The 15,456-nt window shown below is 47.1% G+C and carries 14 protein-coding genes; 8 read left to right on the forward strand and 6 right to left on the reverse strand.

Going from position 1 to position 15,456, the window contains the following annotated elements:
• Positions 1–40 precede the first annotated feature (40 nt).
• Positions 41–484 (reverse strand): PTS sugar transporter subunit IIA, encoded by a 444-nt coding sequence (locus tag L3V27_RS00460; RefSeq protein WP_237310701.1) that lies wholly within the window; start codon positions 482–484, stop codon positions 41–43.
• Between the two features lie 249 nt (positions 485–733).
• Here L3V27_RS00460 and L3V27_RS00465 point away from each other — a divergent pair, with 249 nt between their 5' ends.
• Positions 734–1,762 (forward strand): LacI family DNA-binding transcriptional regulator, encoded by a 1,029-nt coding sequence (locus tag L3V27_RS00465; protein ID WP_237310704.1) that lies wholly within the window; start codon positions 734–736, stop codon positions 1,760–1,762.
• Between the two features lie 76 nt (positions 1,763–1,838).
• On the opposite strand, the gene phnX is transcribed toward L3V27_RS00465, so the two are convergent.
• From phnX to phnW, 3 genes are all read right to left on the reverse strand, one after another.
• The gene (phnX, locus tag L3V27_RS00470) at positions 1,839–2,654 is read right to left on the reverse strand and encodes a phosphonoacetaldehyde hydrolase (protein ID WP_047007994.1); all 816 of its coding nucleotides are present in this window, start codon (positions 2,652–2,654) and stop codon (positions 1,839–1,841) included.
• A 90-nt stretch (positions 2,655–2,744) separates the two neighbouring features.
• Entirely contained in the window at positions 2,745–4,124 is a 1,380-nt protein-coding gene (locus L3V27_RS00475) for an aspartate aminotransferase family protein (RefSeq protein ID WP_237310706.1), read from the reverse strand.
• A gap of 26 nt (positions 4,125–4,150) precedes the next feature.
• A complete protein-coding gene (gene phnW / locus L3V27_RS00480) occupies positions 4,151–5,254 on the reverse strand; it encodes a 2-aminoethylphosphonate--pyruvate transaminase (RefSeq protein ID WP_237310708.1) in 1,104 nt (367 codons plus the stop codon).
• A gap of 266 nt (positions 5,255–5,520) precedes the next feature.
• Here phnW and L3V27_RS00485 point away from each other — a divergent pair, with 266 nt between their 5' ends.
• From L3V27_RS00485 to L3V27_RS00505, 5 genes are all read left to right on the forward strand, one after another.
• The gene (locus L3V27_RS00485) at positions 5,521–6,531 is read left to right on the forward strand and encodes a putative 2-aminoethylphosphonate ABC transporter substrate-binding protein (protein ID WP_029830462.1); all 1,011 of its coding nucleotides are present in this window, start codon (positions 5,521–5,523) and stop codon (positions 6,529–6,531) included.
• A gap of 325 nt (positions 6,532–6,856) precedes the next feature.
• A complete protein-coding gene (locus L3V27_RS00490; protein ID WP_005395343.1) occupies positions 6,857–7,963 on the forward strand; it encodes a putative 2-aminoethylphosphonate ABC transporter ATP-binding protein in 1,107 nt (368 codons plus the stop codon).
• A gap of 8 nt (positions 7,964–7,971) precedes the next feature.
• Positions 7,972–9,696: a putative 2-aminoethylphosphonate ABC transporter permease subunit gene (locus L3V27_RS00495; protein ID WP_237310709.1), complete on the forward strand. Its 1,725-nt coding sequence runs from the start codon at positions 7,972–7,974 to the stop codon at positions 9,694–9,696.
• Between the two features lie 9 nt (positions 9,697–9,705).
• Positions 9,706–10,407 carry a phosphonate utilization transcriptional regulator PhnR gene (gene phnR / locus L3V27_RS00500; protein ID WP_053808131.1) on the forward strand — a complete coding sequence of 234 codons (702 nt, stop codon included), beginning with the start codon at positions 9,706–9,708 and terminating at the stop codon, positions 10,405–10,407.
• Positions 10,408–10,538: 131 nt separating this feature from the next.
• Positions 10,539–11,447 carry an EamA family transporter gene (locus tag L3V27_RS00505; protein ID WP_237310711.1) on the forward strand — a complete coding sequence of 303 codons (909 nt, stop codon included), beginning with the start codon at positions 10,539–10,541 and terminating at the stop codon, positions 11,445–11,447.
• 47 nt (positions 11,448–11,494) lie between these two features.
• On the opposite strand, the gene L3V27_RS00510 is transcribed toward L3V27_RS00505, so the two are convergent.
• Both L3V27_RS00510 and L3V27_RS00515 read right to left on the reverse strand, forming a co-directional pair.
• The gene (locus tag L3V27_RS00510) at positions 11,495–12,046 is read right to left on the reverse strand and encodes a porin family protein (RefSeq protein ID WP_047008000.1); all 552 of its coding nucleotides are present in this window, start codon (positions 12,044–12,046) and stop codon (positions 11,495–11,497) included.
• Positions 12,047–12,098: 52 nt separating this feature from the next.
• A complete protein-coding gene (locus L3V27_RS00515) occupies positions 12,099–13,007 on the reverse strand; it encodes a VirK/YbjX family protein (protein WP_237310713.1) in 909 nt (302 codons plus the stop codon).
• 424 nt (positions 13,008–13,431) lie between these two features.
• Between L3V27_RS00515 and L3V27_RS00520 the strand changes: the two genes are divergently transcribed.
• Complete coding sequence (locus L3V27_RS00520; RefSeq protein WP_005395335.1) at positions 13,432–13,791, forward strand: DUF3316 domain-containing protein; 360 nt, start codon at positions 13,432–13,434, stop codon at positions 13,789–13,791.
• A gap of 216 nt (positions 13,792–14,007) precedes the next feature.
• Positions 14,008–15,408 carry an FAD-dependent oxidoreductase gene (locus L3V27_RS00525; RefSeq protein ID WP_237310715.1) on the forward strand — a complete coding sequence of 467 codons (1,401 nt, stop codon included), beginning with the start codon at positions 14,008–14,010 and terminating at the stop codon, positions 15,406–15,408.
• Positions 15,409–15,456: the final 48 nt, after the last annotated feature.

Genomic DNA, 15,456 nt, shown 5'->3' on the forward strand with positions numbered 1-15,456 from the left:
GGTATACCCATTTGTGAATGGGGTATGTCAGGAGTAAAACTTAGTATTTGTCGATGATCGCAAGAACATCTTCTTTGCTTTGAGCGTTGCAGATGGCCTCTACATGCTCTTCATTCATAAACAACTCAGCCAGTTTAGAAATCGCATCCACGTGCGAGTTACTGTCTGTCGCTGCTAGCGTAACCAGCATTTTCACTGGATCGTTACCTTCAGAATCGAAGTTCACGCCGTTTTGAATCACCGTGATGGCAAGAGACAAACGGTTAACGCCATCTTCAGGGCGAGCGTGTGGCATCGCCATGCCCGGACCTACCACGTAGTAAGGACCAAGCTCTTTGTGCGAGCGGTAAATTGCTTCAACGTAACTTGGTTCTATCGCGCCATTTTCAATCAAAGCTTCACAAGATTTGCCGATCGCATCTTTCCAGTCGGTTGCGTCAGAATGGATGCGAATGACATCAGAGGTAATCAGTTCACGTAGCATTGGAATGTTTCCGATTTGTTGTTTTGTTGCTGCGTACTTTATCGATCAATTTGCCAGAAAAACCTGAGAGTGATCACAAATGGTAGCGCTATCTGATAGCGCTACCATTAATTGTGATAGCGCTATCATTTTTATCAGGCATCGAAGTTTCATGTGCTGGTGTTCGAGTTCTAATGCGCTAATATCAAAACCATTAAAGCGCTGTGATAAGATGTCGCAGCTGAAATTAGAGAACATTAAATAAAAACAATGAGCGAACCTCGCAAACGAAGAAGTACCGGCAATGTCACTTTGGCTGATGTCGCCAAACAAGCAGGCGTAGGCACCATGACGGTGTCGCGAGCATTACGAACGCCCGAGCTAGTATCTGACAAGCTGAGAGAAAAGATTCAGCAAGTGGTTGATGAGCTCGGCTATATCCCGAATAAAGCGGCAGGGGCTTTGGCGTCTGCTGAAAGTTACTCCATCGCTCTTATCATTCCTTCCCTGTTTGAAAAAGCGTGCGCGCTTTTCTTACCGAGCTTTCAACAAGCGTTGAACAAAGCGGGTTATCAGTTGCTGCTTGGCTACAGCGACTACTCGGTAGAACAAGAAGAGAAACTGCTTTCGACATTTCTTGAGAGCCGCCCAGCGGGAGTGGTGCTGTTTGGTAATGAACACAGCCAACGAACCAATCAACTTTTGGAAGCCTCGAACACACCAGTATTGGAAATTGCTGAGTTAAGTTCGAAAGCGAGCTACCTCAATATCGGCGTTGACCATTTTGAGGTGGGTAAAGCCTGTACCAAGCATGTGATTGAGCAAGGCTTCAAGAACGTGGGCTTCATTGGTGCGCGTGGCGATCACTCCACTTTGCAACGTAAGCTACACGGCTGGCAAAGCGCGATGATTGAGAACTACCTTGCACCGGACCATTTCTTAACCACCCACGAAGCGCCATCTTCACAATTAGGTGCGGAAGGGTTGGCAAAGTTATTGCTGCGCGATTCAAGTTTGAATGCTCTGGTATGTAGCCATGAAGAGATAGCAATTGGTGCGCTCTTTGAGTGCCATCGCCGCGTGCTCAAAGTCCCGACCGACATTGCCATTATTTGCCTTGAAGGTTCTTCTATGGGGGAGCATGCTTACCCAAGTTTGACATCGGCAGAATTTGATTACGAGCGCATGGGCACCAAGGCGGCAGAAAAACTGTTGCATGCCATCAAAGGTGAGCCAGAAGAACGGCCAACCAGTATGGGCTTTAAGCTAAAGCGTCGAGCAAGTACTGCGATTAACTGACACTTCCTCTTTCCATAAATGTAAAAAGCCTCTCAATATGGAGAGGCTTTTTACATTCTGAATTCGCGAGCGAAAACTACGGACGTTCGCCCGCGGCTAGGCGTTGTTCGATATCTACGATCACCTCTGGCAGATCGGAGATGGTGTCGATTAAGTAGTGAGGTGCACTCTTGATAAACTTCGCGCGTGCTTTTTCACGAGCTTTCTCTAAGGTTGCTTCGTCTGCAGCTTGGTATTCTTCAAATGTCAGACCCGCTTCGTTACCAGAAAGCAGCAGACCTACCGTCCACATGCCCGCGTTGTGACCTTCAAAGATGCCTGGTGCTGAGTCGTCCACTTTGACGCATGCTTTAACGTCGGTTACACCAAGCTCAATCACGTTTTTCAGTGCCATAAACGGCGCAGGGCGACCACCTTGTGGCAGATCGTCTGTCGCGACAACGTAATCTGGTTGGTAGCCGTAATCCGCCGCAACCGGAATCAGTACATCCATTACTTCGCGAGGGTAACCCGAACAAGAACCGATCTTGATGCCTTTGTCTTTCAGACCGTTTACCACTTCAACTGCGTTGAGGATTGGTTCTGCGTGGTCAGCCACTTTTGCTTTTTGCAGAGGCATAAATGCCGCATAGATAGCGTCGATGTCTTCGCTGGTCATTGAGCGCCCAAACTTCTCGTTCCAACGCTTATCAACCGCAGGAATGCGACCCACAGCTTGGATGTGGTCCCACTTACCAAGCCCCATTGGTTCACGCGCTTCCTCAAGATCGATATCGAAATCAAAGCCTTGTTTGAACGCTTCCACAAAGATGCTGGTTGGCGCGAAAGAGCCGAAATCGACGATAGTGCCAGCCCAGTCAAAGATCACTGCTTGAATTGGTGAGTTGCTCATGTTCAATCCTTTTTCTTGCTTACTAGAGCGCTTACCTACACGTTGGAACCGCGCTCTGGATAAATTGGTTTTTGTTGAGGTCTATCGACCCTAAAAGTAGTTAAAGTCTTTACACACTTTGGCGATGGCTTCTTCGAAGATCGCTAACGCTTCTGTTAGTTGCTCGCGGGTGATGATCAGCGGTGGGCTGAGTTGAATAACATTGCCTTGCGATACTTTGAAACTCACTCCGTTGTTGAGGCATTGGTACAATACAGCTTCTGCTTCCTCATACGCGCGTGCTTTGCTTTCGTGGTCAGTAACCAGCTCAATGCCCCATAACATGCCGATGCCACGAACATCACCAATCACTGGGTATTTGGCTTTCATCTCCAGCAGCTTTTCACGCATGAACTGGCTGTCGGCTTTGGCTTTATCTAGCAAGCCGTCTTGCTCAATGGCTTCCATGGTTGCCAGTGCTGCAGCACAACCGATAGGGCTTTTCTCATGAGTGTAATGACCCATGGAGATTTGCTCGGCAGTGTTGTATTTGTCTTTGGTTACCATGGCTGCGATAGGCACTAAGCCACCACCCAAACCTTTACCGATGCAGAGCATATCTGGCTCGATGTCGTAAGGTTGGTAGGTAAACCATTCACCGCTGCGCCCCATACCGTTAGGGATATCGTCGATGATCAACATGACATTGTGTTTGTCACAGATTTCACGGATGCGTTTCCAGTAGGCTTTGCTCGGCACTTGTACGTCGGTATTACGAACTGCTTCTGCGATAAACGCGCCCACGCCGCCTTCTTTCTCAATCACGTATTCGAGGTAATCGGCGTAATGCACATCGCTGCCGTCCGCGGCTGGGAAAGCACCACGGTAAGATACGGCTGGTGGGATGCGCTCAACACCTGCCATTAATGGTCCCATACCTTGGCGGAAACACGCTTCACCACCCACTGAGATGGCATCTAGCGATGCGCCGTGGAAGGAATCCCACAGAGACACCACCTTGTAGTTGCCCGTGATATGGCGCGCTAGTTTAAGAGCCATGCCCACTGCAGATGTGCCACCTGGAGCAAACAGCACGCGGTTCAATTCGCCGCCACAGATTTGGGTGAGCTTTTCGGCACATTCAATCGCGGTCTCGTTGGTAAAACGACGTGGTGAAAACGGCAGTTTGGCAATTTGCTCTTGCACACGTTTAATCACATGCGGGTGACCGTAGCCTAGCTGGTGGACATTATTGCCATGGAAGTCCATGTACTTTTTGCCGGTAGCATCTTGGATGTAGATGCCCTCTGCTGCTTCCAAGGTATCTAAGCAAGGCGTCGACATGGCTTGATGAAGAAAGACCTCGGAATCACGCTTCAACAATGCTTGCGTGCGCTCGTCGTCCATCGACGAATTCCAAGCTTGGCGCGCCGGTGTCGTGTTGACATCGCCTTCACTACGGAAATGAGTCGGTTTGATATTCTGAGTCATAACACTCTCTCAACCAGAAGGCTGCTTTACGCAACTTGCCAGTACATTGCTTTTTCAATCGCACCGATTAAGCGCTCGATATCTGCTGGGTAAACTTCACCAATGTTGCCGATGCGGAAGCAATCTGCGTTCGATACCTTACCCGGATAGATCACGAAGCCCTGCTCTTTCAAACGTGTGTAGAACGCTTTGAACTGGTAATCACTGTGCGTCGGAGAGTAGAAAGAAGTGATGATTGGCGAGTGAAGGTCATCACTCAGTAGTGGCTCGAAACCCAGAGAACGCATACCAGCAACCAGTGTTTTCTGGTTAGTTTGGTAACGGTTATGACGAGCTTCAATGCCGCCTTCTTGTTCCAGCTCTAACAATGCTTGGTAGAAAGCGCGAACCGTGTGCGTTGGAGACGTGAAACGCCATTTGCCGTGGTTCACTTCCATACAGTGCCACTGGTCGTAAAGATCAAGGCTCAAAGAACGTGCCTGACCTTGGCACTTTTCGAGCTCAGTTTGTTTTGCAATCACAAAGCCAAAACCCGGCACGCCTTGAATACATTTGTTCGCTGAGCTGATCATAAAATCGATGCCTAGCTCAGCGATATCGATAGGAATACCACCAAAGCTCGACATGGCATCGAGAATCACCACTTTGCCGTGCGCTTTTGCCGCAGAAGCAAATGCCTCAATTGGGTTAAGCATGCCAGTGGTTGTCTCGCAGTGAACAATCGCCACGTGTGTGATCGCAGGATCCGATGCCAATGCAGCTTCCACCTCGTTCAAGTGTGGCTGTGATGTTTCGCCTGGGGAAACTACATGGCATGGAATATTTAGGTAATCAGCGATCTGAGCGATACGCGCACCGTAAGCACCGTTGTCGACAACCAACAATTTTCCATCTTTGCCAATGGCACTGCCAATCGTTGCTTCTACTGATGCGGTGCCGCTACCTTGCATGAGTACGCTGGTGTAGCCGTCTTGTTGAGTCGCCAGTTTTACAAGCTTAGTGCGGATCACTTCTACGATGTCTTTGTTGTATTCATCATCCCAAGTACACCAGTCTTTTAGCATGGCTTCACGTACCGTTTCAGAAGTAGATAGAGGACCTGGAGTCAGTAGTAGGTATTCGTTTTTCATCTCGATTTCCGTCAGAATAGGCAAATTGGTCTACACCAAATTTCCAGTTCACTCTAGCGAGGAAAAAAAGGGCAGTAAATAGGCGAATCTCCAATTTCATAAAACTTTAATATCCAGAAAATGGCGGATCAATTGAACGATTATTCATCGCAAATTTTCGTAAAACTGCCATTTAATGGTCATGATTTCGTCACAAAGGCTCAGTAGGGTGGTTATCGTTAACTGGTACAGACCAAATGAAAACTTAGCCAAATTAACTGGAGAAAATGATGAAAAACCGTTTGATGAAAGGATCGCTGGCTGCACTTGTCTCTCTGCTAGCTACGAACGCAATGGCAGCACAGGAAGTCACGGTTTACACCGCTTTCGAAACTGACATTCTTGCGAAATACAAGTCTGCGTTTGAGAAAGATAACCCAGATATCAAGATTAAGTGGGTTCGCGATTCAACCGGTATCATGACGGCGAAATTGCTGGCAGAAAAGAACAACCCTCAAGCGGAAGTGGTTTGGGGTCTGGCTGGCTCGTCAATGGCACTGCTTAAAGATGAAGGTCTTCTTAAGCCTTACACACCAAAAGGTTTGGAAGAGCTGCATGCGAACCTAAACGACCCTCAATCAAACCAAGCTTGGTTTGGTAACGATGCGTTCTTTAACGCAGTTTGTTTCAACGAAGCGGTAGCGAAACAGCTTAATCTGCCTAAACCAACGTCTTGGGAAGACCTAACAAAGCCGGTTTACAAAGGTCACATAGCAATGCCTAACCCAGCTTCTTCAGGCACTGGCTACATGCAGGTTTCTGCTTGGCTACAAAACATGGGTGAAGATCAGGCATGGAACTACATGCGTGACTTAGACAAGAACATTGCACACTACACGCACTCTGGCTCTAAACCATGTGTTCAAGCGGGCATGGGTGAAGTGGCTATCGGTATTTCGATGGCAAGCCGCGGTGCGAAGCTGAAAACACAAGGCGCACCACTGGCGGTTATCACGCCAAAAGGCATCGGCTGGGAATCAGAAGCGGTTGGTCTAGTAAAAGAGTCGGATGCCGCGAAGCGTGTTGTCGACTGGTCAATCTCTAAAGCGGCAAACGAGCTTTACGTAGAAATGTACCCAGTAGTTGCACATAAAGACGTGAAAGCGACCGTATCTAACTTCCCGAACGTTCAAGAGAACATGGCGAAGATGGACTTCGCGCAAATGGGTAGCAAGCGTGCAGAGATCCTAGCGGCATGGTCTGAGAAGTTCGACGCGAAATCAGAGCCAAAGTCTTAATTGAATTTGCTTTGAGTAGAATGCTGAAATCCACCTCGGTTGAGGTGGATTTTTTGTTTTCTCTGTTATTTCAGAGTTTGCTGAAAGTAGATTCCTAGTCTCACCTAGGTTCGCTGGAATGACGGACTTAAGAAAGTTGGGAGCTTCTATTCGCACCCACAACGTCATTCTCGAGAGCGACGAAGGAGCGAGTCGGGAATCTCTAATTACCACTTAAACAAACCTCATCGCCCTTCATCTATTTGTCATCTTCTGGCTATAAATTTGTCATTGGAACGTAACACTCCAAAACTAAAATTGGTATATACCATTTGGAGCGTGTGTTATGTCAACTAACCAACATTACCTAAATATCGAAAATGTAGTGAAGCAATTCGGACAGTTCACTGCATTAAAGAAAATCTCGCTAGCGATTGAAAAGGGCGAGTTCGTTTGTTTTCTTGGCCCTTCTGGCTGCGGTAAAACCACTCTATTACGTGCTATTGCAGGTTTAGACTTGCCAACGTCTGGTGCGATTTTTCAAAACGGTCAAGAGACCACATTCCTGCCACCAGAGAAGCGCGATTTCGGCATTGTATTCCAATCTTACGCGCTGTTTCCGAACCTTACCGTGCAAGAGAACATTGCGGTGGGTTTGAAGAACCAAGGCATGTCGACCAAAGAAGCGTTAGAGAAGGTGGATTACTGGCTAGAAACCATTGGTCTTCCAACCTCTGGCGAGAAATTCCCTAACCAACTTTCTGGTGGTCAACAACAACGTGTTGCTTTGGCTCGTGCACTGGCGCTATCTCCGGGTCTACTGCTACTTGATGAGCCGCTGTCAGCGCTGGATGCAAAAGTACGTGTTCACTTACGTGATGAGATTTGTAAGCTGCAACGCAAGCTGGGCATCACCACCATCATGGTTACGCACGATCAGGATGAAGCGTTGTCGATGGCGGATCGTATCGTGGTAATGAACCATGGCGTGATTGAGCAAGTCGGCACACCTCAAGAAATCTACCAACAACCAGCCACGCGCTTTGTTGCTGAGTTTGTCGGCAGCATGAACTTTATTGAAACCTCCGTTGCAACGGACTCCCAAGTGCGCATTGCTGAAACCTTGATGCCAGCGCCAAGCTTGACCAATCGTAAGATCCAACGTGGTGACCGCTTCGACCTTGCGGTGCGTCCTGAAAGCATCAAGTTCGTTGAAAACTACAACAACTCTTTACCAGTGCGAGTTACGGCAACCGAGTTTCTAGGGGCGTTTTTCCGCATTGATTGCGTATTGCAAAACGACAGCTCAACGAAAACCATCGTCGTGGATGTGCCTGTGGAAACGGTTCAAAAACTCAATATCAAGGCGGGCGATGTACGTTACATCCAGTTTGCTGAAGAAGGGCTGCATGGTTACGCCGTGCCCTCGGTTGATAAAGCGCTAGCAGCGTAGGTGTAAACATGGATGCGAAGACAGTGACGATGAATAGCCTGACCACACAAGACAAAGCAAAATCCCTACTCGGACGAGTCAGCCGCGATAACCTAGTATTGTTCGGTTTGCTCGCTGGTTTGTCGACCATGATGGTGCTGTTCATCTTAATGCCGCTTTGGGCAATGTTGACCAAGAGTGTACAAAATGCCAATGGCGAATTTGTCGGATTGGCAAACTTTGCGACGTACTTTTCTTCTTCAAGCTTGTGGGTGTCGGTGGGTAACACCTTCACTTTGGGCGTGATAGTGACCTCGGTAGTGGGTGTGCTTGCGTTTGGCTATGCCTACGCTCTGACTCGTTCATGTATGCCGTTTAAAGGTTTGTTCCAAATCCTAGGTACTGCGCCGATTCTCGCGCCTTCGTTGTTGCCGGCGATCAGTTTGATCTTCCTTTTCGGTAATCAAGGCATTGCCAAAGAGATGCTGTTAGGAAACTCGGTTTACGGCGTGATTGGTATCTCGATGGGTTTGATTTTCTGGACCTTCCCTCATGCATTGATGATTTTGACCACTTCACTGCGTACTTCTGATGCCCGTTTGTATGAAGCTGCCCGCGCACTGAAAACATCACCCATCAAAACCTTCTTTATGGTGACGTTACCTGCGGCGAAATACGGTTTGATCAGTACGCTTATCGTCGTCTTTACACTGGTTATCACGGACTTTGGTGTGCCGAAAGTGATTGGTGGAAGCTACAACGTTCTGGCGACTGACATCTTCAAGCAAGTGGTGGGACAGCAAAACTTTGCCATGGGTGCGGTGACCAGCATTATGCTTCTATTCCCTGCGGTAATGGCGTTCGGCGCAGACCGCTGGGTACAGAAAAAGCAGAAGAGCTTATTCGACACACGCTCGATACCTTATCAGCCAGAACCTAACAAAGCGCGCGACAGCATTTGTTTGGTTTACTGCAGTATCATTTCTATTGCAGTGTTGGCAGTGCTTGGCATGGCGGTGTATGGCTCGTTAGTTACGTTCTGGCCTTGGAACAAAACACTGACGCTAAACAACTACAACTTTGCTGAAATGAGCACTTACGGTTGGAGCCCATTCTTCAACTCGCTAACGCTGGCAGGTTGGACTGCGCTGATTGGTACCGCTGTGATTTTTGTCGGTGCTTACTGCATTGAGAAAGGGCGTGCGTTTGGTCCAATTCGTCAGGTGATGCAAATGCTTAGCGTGGTGCCAATGGCAGTTCCGGGTATGGTGCTTGGCTTGGGTTACATCTTTTACTTCAATGATGCGAACAATCCTTTGAACGTGCTTTATGGCACCATGGCATTCTTGGTGATTAACACGGTAGTGCATTACTACACCGTGGGTCACATGACAGCCCTGACAGCGCTAAAGCAGTTGCCATCGGAGATTGAAGCCACAGCAGCATCAGTGAAGCTTCCTCAATACAAGTTGTTCTTTAAAGTGACATTACCTGTGTGTTTACCTGCGATTTTGGACATTGCGACTTACTTGTTTGTTAATGCATTGACCACCACTTCTGCGGTAGTATTCCTTTACTCAACCGATACGATTCCGGCTTCGGTCTCGATTCTGAATATGGACGATGCAGGTCAAACTGGCGCTGCAGCGGCAATGGCGGTGATGATCATGATTGCTGCCGCAATTGCGAAGATTGTTCAGATGACTTTGGGTAAATTGTTAGAGAATCGCACACAAGCTTGGCGCAAAAGATAAGGACACTTCGTGCAATACGTAAAAATTAAAGATTCGATTGTTGAACAGATTGAAGCGGGCATGCTATCGCCGCGTCAAAAACTGCCAGCAGAGCGTAAGTTGGCGGAGTCGTTCGATACTACACGCGTCACTCTGCGTGAAGCTTTATCACTGCTGGAAGCGGAAGGTCGAATCTATCGCGAAGATCGCCGAGGTTGGTTTATCTCACCTGAGCCATTGCGTTACGACCCAACCCAAACGCTAAACTTCCCGAACATGGCGAAAGCGCAAAATCGCGTGCCAAAAACAGAAGTGATAGCCGCAAAAGGCACTTTGGCTAATAAATTGGCCGCTCGTTTGTTGGACCTTCAGCCGTTTTCAGACGTATTTCGTGTCGACCGCGTTCGTTACCTAGAAGAGCGTCCGGTGGTTTATGTCACGAACTACATTCGACCAGACATATTTCCCAACTTATTGTCTTATGATTTATCAAACTCGTTAACCGACATTTATCGTGAACACTACGGTGTGACGTATCAAAAAATTCGTTACCGCATTTCGACTAGTACTTTGTTGGGTGAGGTGGCACAGGCATTGCGCGCGACTTCTGGTACGCCTGCAATGGTGGTTGAACGTATCAACTACAACCAGCATGGTGAGTTGATTGACTGTGACATCGAATACTGGCGTCATGATGCCATCAGCATCGAGTCTGTCGCAGAGCTGAATTAATCTCTGTTTGCTGGTCATCTGTCTAGTTGGCGGCGAGCAGTTTATATCTCAAATTCAAAGGCTCCATATTGGGGCCTTTGTTGTACCCAAGCACCTTGAGGGTATCTAAATATCATAAACAGGAAAACGGAATGGATCTCTTGGCAATAGCACTCGTTGTATTGTCTGCGGTTATGCATGCTGGCTGGAATATTCTTGGTAAAAGCAACGCTGGTTCAGGGCTCGCGTTTACGATGGCGGCAAGTTTATCTGCTTGCCTTCTGCTCACGCCTTATCTTATTTGGTATATCTTTAACATTGGCTGGGCGACGTTGCCCAAAGTGTTTTGGGGAATGCTGTTTATCAGTGGTTTATCTCAAATCGTCTATTTGGTTGGTTTGATCGTGGCCTACAAGCACGCCGATGTGGGAGTGATTTATCCGATTGCAAGAGCACTTCCTGTAATGATGGTGGGCGCACTCACCGTCGCCTTAGGTTATGAGTTGAATGCTCAGCAGTGGTTGGGTTTCCTGCTTATTACTTTAGGTTGTGTCCTAGTTCCAGTGACCAGTTTTCGTCAAATTACCCTTGGGGAGTATCTAAATGTGGGTGTGTTTTGGGCGTTGATTGCAGCGTTTGGCACGACGGGTTACTCCGTTGTGGACAAGCAAGCACTGAATCTGCTAACTCAACAAACATCGACCATTCTTAACGACCACTATAGCGCGATTTTTTATCTAGGCGTGCAGTTTTGGGTTATGGGAGTACCGGTTTTATTGTGGTGTATTGTTTCGGGGAGTCAGCAAGAACTACAAACCGCTTGGATGATTCGCAAAAGTGCGAGCATGGCTGGCATCATGATGGCATCCACCTACGGCTTGGTGCTGTTTGCGATGACTATGACTGATAACGTCAGCCTTGTTGTGGCTTTGCGACAAATCAGCATTGTATTTGGTTTATTAATGGGCGTGTGGTTGTTGGCTGAAAAATGGTATTTCACGCGAGGAGTCGGGGTGCTGTTGATCCTGAGCGGAATCATTATGTCATTGAGCTCTGCTTGAGGTATAAGGCACCGATGTCGATTCGGTGCCTTGGCACAGCTAAATTTTTAAAATCGCAATTGTGCACCAAACATCACACCGCCAGAATCAAAATCGCTATTCTTGGCGTAGTTGTACTCTAAGTTCAAACCAAAGTGTTTATAGGCCCAAGCGACACCAGCTGCGGCTTCTCCGCCAAGACTAGACTCGTCATATTCTTTATTCTGACCATTGTTTTTAAGCGTGTAACTTAACGTGTAGTAAGTGATACCGCCTTTCCCGTAAAGCTCAAAGCCAGCTCCCAGAGGGTAACTTGCGTAACCGCTGAGTCGAGGCCCGCCATAACTGACATCGGTGATTTCTGTTAAGGGACTGATAAGTACGGAGCCAATGCCGTTAAATGCGCCCTTATAGCCGGCTTCAATACCAAAGTTGTGATCGAACATGTAACGGTAATATACATCACCAAGGAACATGTCACCTTCATCATGGCTATTGTTCACATCGTAACTAACATTACCGTAGCCTAAATTTGCTCCAACAACATGTTGGGTTGGTTGTGCATGAGCCGTTAAGGAAAGTGCGGACAGTAAGCATGCAACGGCGTACTTGTAAGACATAAAAACTCCGAATCATAAAATGAAAAAACAAAACGTCATGTGGTGCGTTGGGTTAACGTAGCCTTGTCATGAACTCCGCTTTGGTATTGTCTAGCCATTCGTAACGACGTCGATACATCGAACGCTTAGAACGCGACATGCCTTCGATATCACGACGCGGGGCATTCACATCGAGTGAGTAGAAATGACGGTTGTATTCGGTGCCGCCCAACTCTTGCCAGAGTGCATCGTAATCCGTTTTGATTCGTCCTTTACTGTAGCGTCGTGCAGCATAAGTATGGGATTGTGTTTTTACCGCTAGAATCGTATTCACTTCCCAAATTTGCGCGAGTAAAGTGAGCAAACTCACCATCAAGCTTTTTGGTCTTTGCCCGTAAAGCTTACGAGTTAACTTTTTAATTTTCGCGTTGTTCTCTTCACTGCTGCGTGGCCCTTGCAAGCCGCCAATCATAATGCTGCGTCCAGATTCTATGTGGCCGAGAGTAAATGAGAGCGTATAGAAGTTGCCATCCTCCGCGCTGTGTAGCACTAGGCTCATGTCGCCTTCTTTTTGGTAACGCGCTTCGTACACCAATCGCACAGAGTACAATGTCTCGTCGATTTCAAATGATGTTAATGTTAAGCCTGTCGAATCGGTATAGATCTCTTCAATGGTCTGTTTAGAAAACAGCTCTGAAATGGTTTTGTAGTGATCAACCACTAGGTTTGAACGAGCGAACGCTGAGTTATTTTTGATGATGTAGGGACGAAACGGTTTTTCTAAAAATCGGTGCGTACGTGCACAAAGCATCTTTAGCAATGACGATTCAATATTATCTGACAGGTGCTTAAACGCTCGTTTGTAGTAAAGTGCGCGCAAGATGAACTTAGCTCTGTAGGTCCAAATTGGCTTATAGACATCAGCATAATCATCTGAGTAAATTGATTTGCTATGGTAAAAAATGGATTTGTTTGCGGTCATTTTCACTCCAGATTAACGTGTGCTCAACAGCCACAATTAAGAACCGACGGACGAGCAGCGAAGAACCCGAAAAAGGGGGAAATGCAAAGCACTACTAAAAGGGGAGGTTTTGGTGTGCCCGACGTTTATATAAGGTTTTGAACACTGTTCTTTTGTTGGGATTCTAAGAGAAAATTGACCTTAGGTATTGTATGGGTTGGTAAGGAAATGTCAGTTTGGAAGCCACTTTGAACGTTGTGATTACGAGGTGGAAAAATGCTCGTGTTGGCAGAGTATGATGCCGTGTTGCTAAGTTAAAGTGAAATGAGTTGAACAAGAATTGAACGTTATTTGAAATTATTTTGACGTGTTTCTGGTCTTTATACGTACCTTATAAATATCGAGCCAATTTAGGCCCGATATAAAGGTAAGTAAGGAGAGGTTTATGAAACGCTTAATGACTTTAGCAAGTATGATTGCTCTGACTGCTGCACCTTCTGTTGTTTTTGCTGGTGGCTATCAGTGGACAAACGATACCGAAACGATCCATGGTGATGTTATGGATAGCAAACAAGCGGCTTATGAAATGGGTCGTGACATGATTCAGAACTATCAAAGCAAATCACCAGGTCAGCTTCGTGACGAGTTTACAAGCCTTACAGAGTATGTTGATCGCCAGTCGTTTTCTATCACCGACTCAAAAGTCATGGTGAATGAGTTCTTGCAAAGTGACGGGCAAGTTGTATACCAGCCTATTCTCAATGTTCAATACGAGTACCGCATGCGTGAAACCGGTAAATACTAACCAGTAAGACGGTCTCGATTTTCCGATAATTTATATCCTTGCTGTTTGTTTTGGGGAGCGCTGCTCCCCTTTTTTGTATTCATTGATAGCGGAAACTTCCACTCTCTCAGCGCAACATTTGCTATCGCTCAGCGTTAGATATTCTTGCTCGTTGATTGTGCTCATCGTTTGTAAAGTGTTTACAGAAACGATGCAACGCACTAACAAGGATATCCGATGACACACAGTTCATACTGGTTCAAACAGGCCATTGAAGCTGAACAGCCAGAAACGCCGCAACCATTACATCAAAATATTGATACCGATATTGCTATTGTCGGTGGTGGCTACACCGGACTTTGGACAGCGATTATGATTAAGCAGCAATCTCCTGAAAAACAGGTGGTTGTTATCGAAAAGGGCTTGTGTGGCAGTGGGGCATCTGGCGCGAATGGCGGCTGTATGCTGACATGGTCTACCAAGTTCCCGACGTTGAAACGGTTATTCGGTGAAGAACATGCTGTTTGGTTGGTAAAAGAGTCGGAACAAGCGGTGTTGGAGATTGACGACTTTTGTCAGCAATACAATATCGATGCGCAATTATCGTTAAAAGGGGTTTATTACACCGCAACCAATCAGGCTCAGAAAGGTGGAATGCAGCCAGTTGTCGACGAGTTACAACGGCTAGATGTGAACAGTTGGCGTCGTTGCTCGGTGGAGGAACTGCTTGCCAATACGGGTTCACCTCGCCATATTGAAGGCTATCACTCTCCGGTTGCTGCTAACGTACAACCCGCCTTACTCGCGCGAGGGTTACGCCGTGTTGCTATTGATCTGGGTGTAGAAGTTTATGAGAACACGCCAATGACGCGTCTAGATTATGGAAAACCTGCCACCGTCTGTACACCTAAAGGAAACATTCAAGCGCAGCAGGTGGTGTTGGCATTAAATGCATGGATGGTGGAGCAGTTTAAACAGTTCAAGAACAGTATCGTGGTGGTCTCTTCCGACATGGTGATCACCAAGCCGCTTGGTGATACTTTGTCTCAATCTGGTTGGCAAGCGGGTTCGAGTGTCTTGGACTCACGCATCTTCGTACATTATTACCGAGATACGCCAGATGGCCGTTTGATGCTAGGTAAAGGCGGTAATCAGTTCTCTTTCAACAACCAAGTTGACGCGATGTTTAACAAGCCGACGCGTTATCACACGCTACTAAAAAAATCATTCGACCACCTTTTTCCTCGCTTAAAAGGGGCTGAATTTGAGTACTCTTGGACTGGCGGTTCGGATCGCTCCGCAACTGGTTTTCCTTTTTTTGGCCAATTGGATGAGCAAAGTAATGTCTTTTACGGGTTTGGTTATTCAGGTAATGGCGTTGCCCAAACTCGAATGGGTGGAAAAATTTTATCGTCGTTGGTGTTAGGGCTAGATAACGAATGGACGCGAAGTGGTTTAGCGCAAGGACCGCTTGGGTATTTTCCACCAGAACCAATACGTTGGCTGGGAGCAATGATGGTACGAAATGCTGTTCGCCGAAAAGAGGAAGCGGAAGACAATGAGAAACATCCGTTTGTTTGGGATAAATGGCTAGCGAAACTCGCAGGACCAGCAGGCAAGGCGGATAAGCTCGACTAAACTGAAGACTTTAGCCACAAACGAGACAGTTTGCGGTGAAAGTCATTG

It is taken from the genome of Vibrio sp. J2-3(2022) (assembly GCF_021725735.1).
Lineage (GTDB): Bacteria > Pseudomonadota > Gammaproteobacteria > Enterobacterales > Vibrionaceae > Vibrio > Vibrio diabolicus.

Coding starts and splice junctions, on each gene's coding strand:
- L3V27_RS00460 (WP_237310701.1), bottom strand. CDS start 484: ATGCTACGTGAACTGATTACCTCTGATGTCATTCGCATCCATTCTGAC.
- L3V27_RS00465 (WP_237310704.1), top strand. CDS start 734: ATGAGCGAACCTCGCAAACGAAGAAGTACCGGCAATGTCACTTTGGCT.
- phnX (WP_047007994.1), bottom strand. CDS start 2,654: ATGAGCAACTCACCAATTCAAGCAGTGATCTTTGACTGGGCTGGCACT.
- L3V27_RS00475 (WP_237310706.1), bottom strand. CDS start 4,124: ATGACTCAGAATATCAAACCGACTCATTTCCGTAGTGAAGGCGATGTC.
- phnW (WP_237310708.1), bottom strand. CDS start 5,254: ATGAAAAACGAATACCTACTACTGACTCCAGGTCCTCTATCTACTTCT.
- L3V27_RS00485 (WP_029830462.1), top strand. CDS start 5,521: ATGATGAAAAACCGTTTGATGAAAGGATCGCTGGCTGCACTTGTCTCT.
- L3V27_RS00490 (WP_005395343.1), top strand. CDS start 6,857: ATGTCAACTAACCAACATTACCTAAATATCGAAAATGTAGTGAAGCAA.
- L3V27_RS00495 (WP_237310709.1), top strand. CDS start 7,972: ATGGATGCGAAGACAGTGACGATGAATAGCCTGACCACACAAGACAAA.
- L3V27_RS00505 (WP_237310711.1), top strand. CDS start 10,539: ATGGATCTCTTGGCAATAGCACTCGTTGTATTGTCTGCGGTTATGCAT.
- L3V27_RS00510 (WP_047008000.1), bottom strand. CDS start 12,046: ATGTCTTACAAGTACGCCGTTGCATGCTTACTGTCCGCACTTTCCTTA.
- L3V27_RS00515 (WP_237310713.1), bottom strand. CDS start 13,007: ATGACCGCAAACAAATCCATTTTTTACCATAGCAAATCAATTTACTCA.
- L3V27_RS00520 (WP_005395335.1), top strand. CDS start 13,432: ATGAAACGCTTAATGACTTTAGCAAGTATGATTGCTCTGACTGCTGCA.
- L3V27_RS00525 (WP_237310715.1), top strand. CDS start 14,008: ATGACACACAGTTCATACTGGTTCAAACAGGCCATTGAAGCTGAACAG.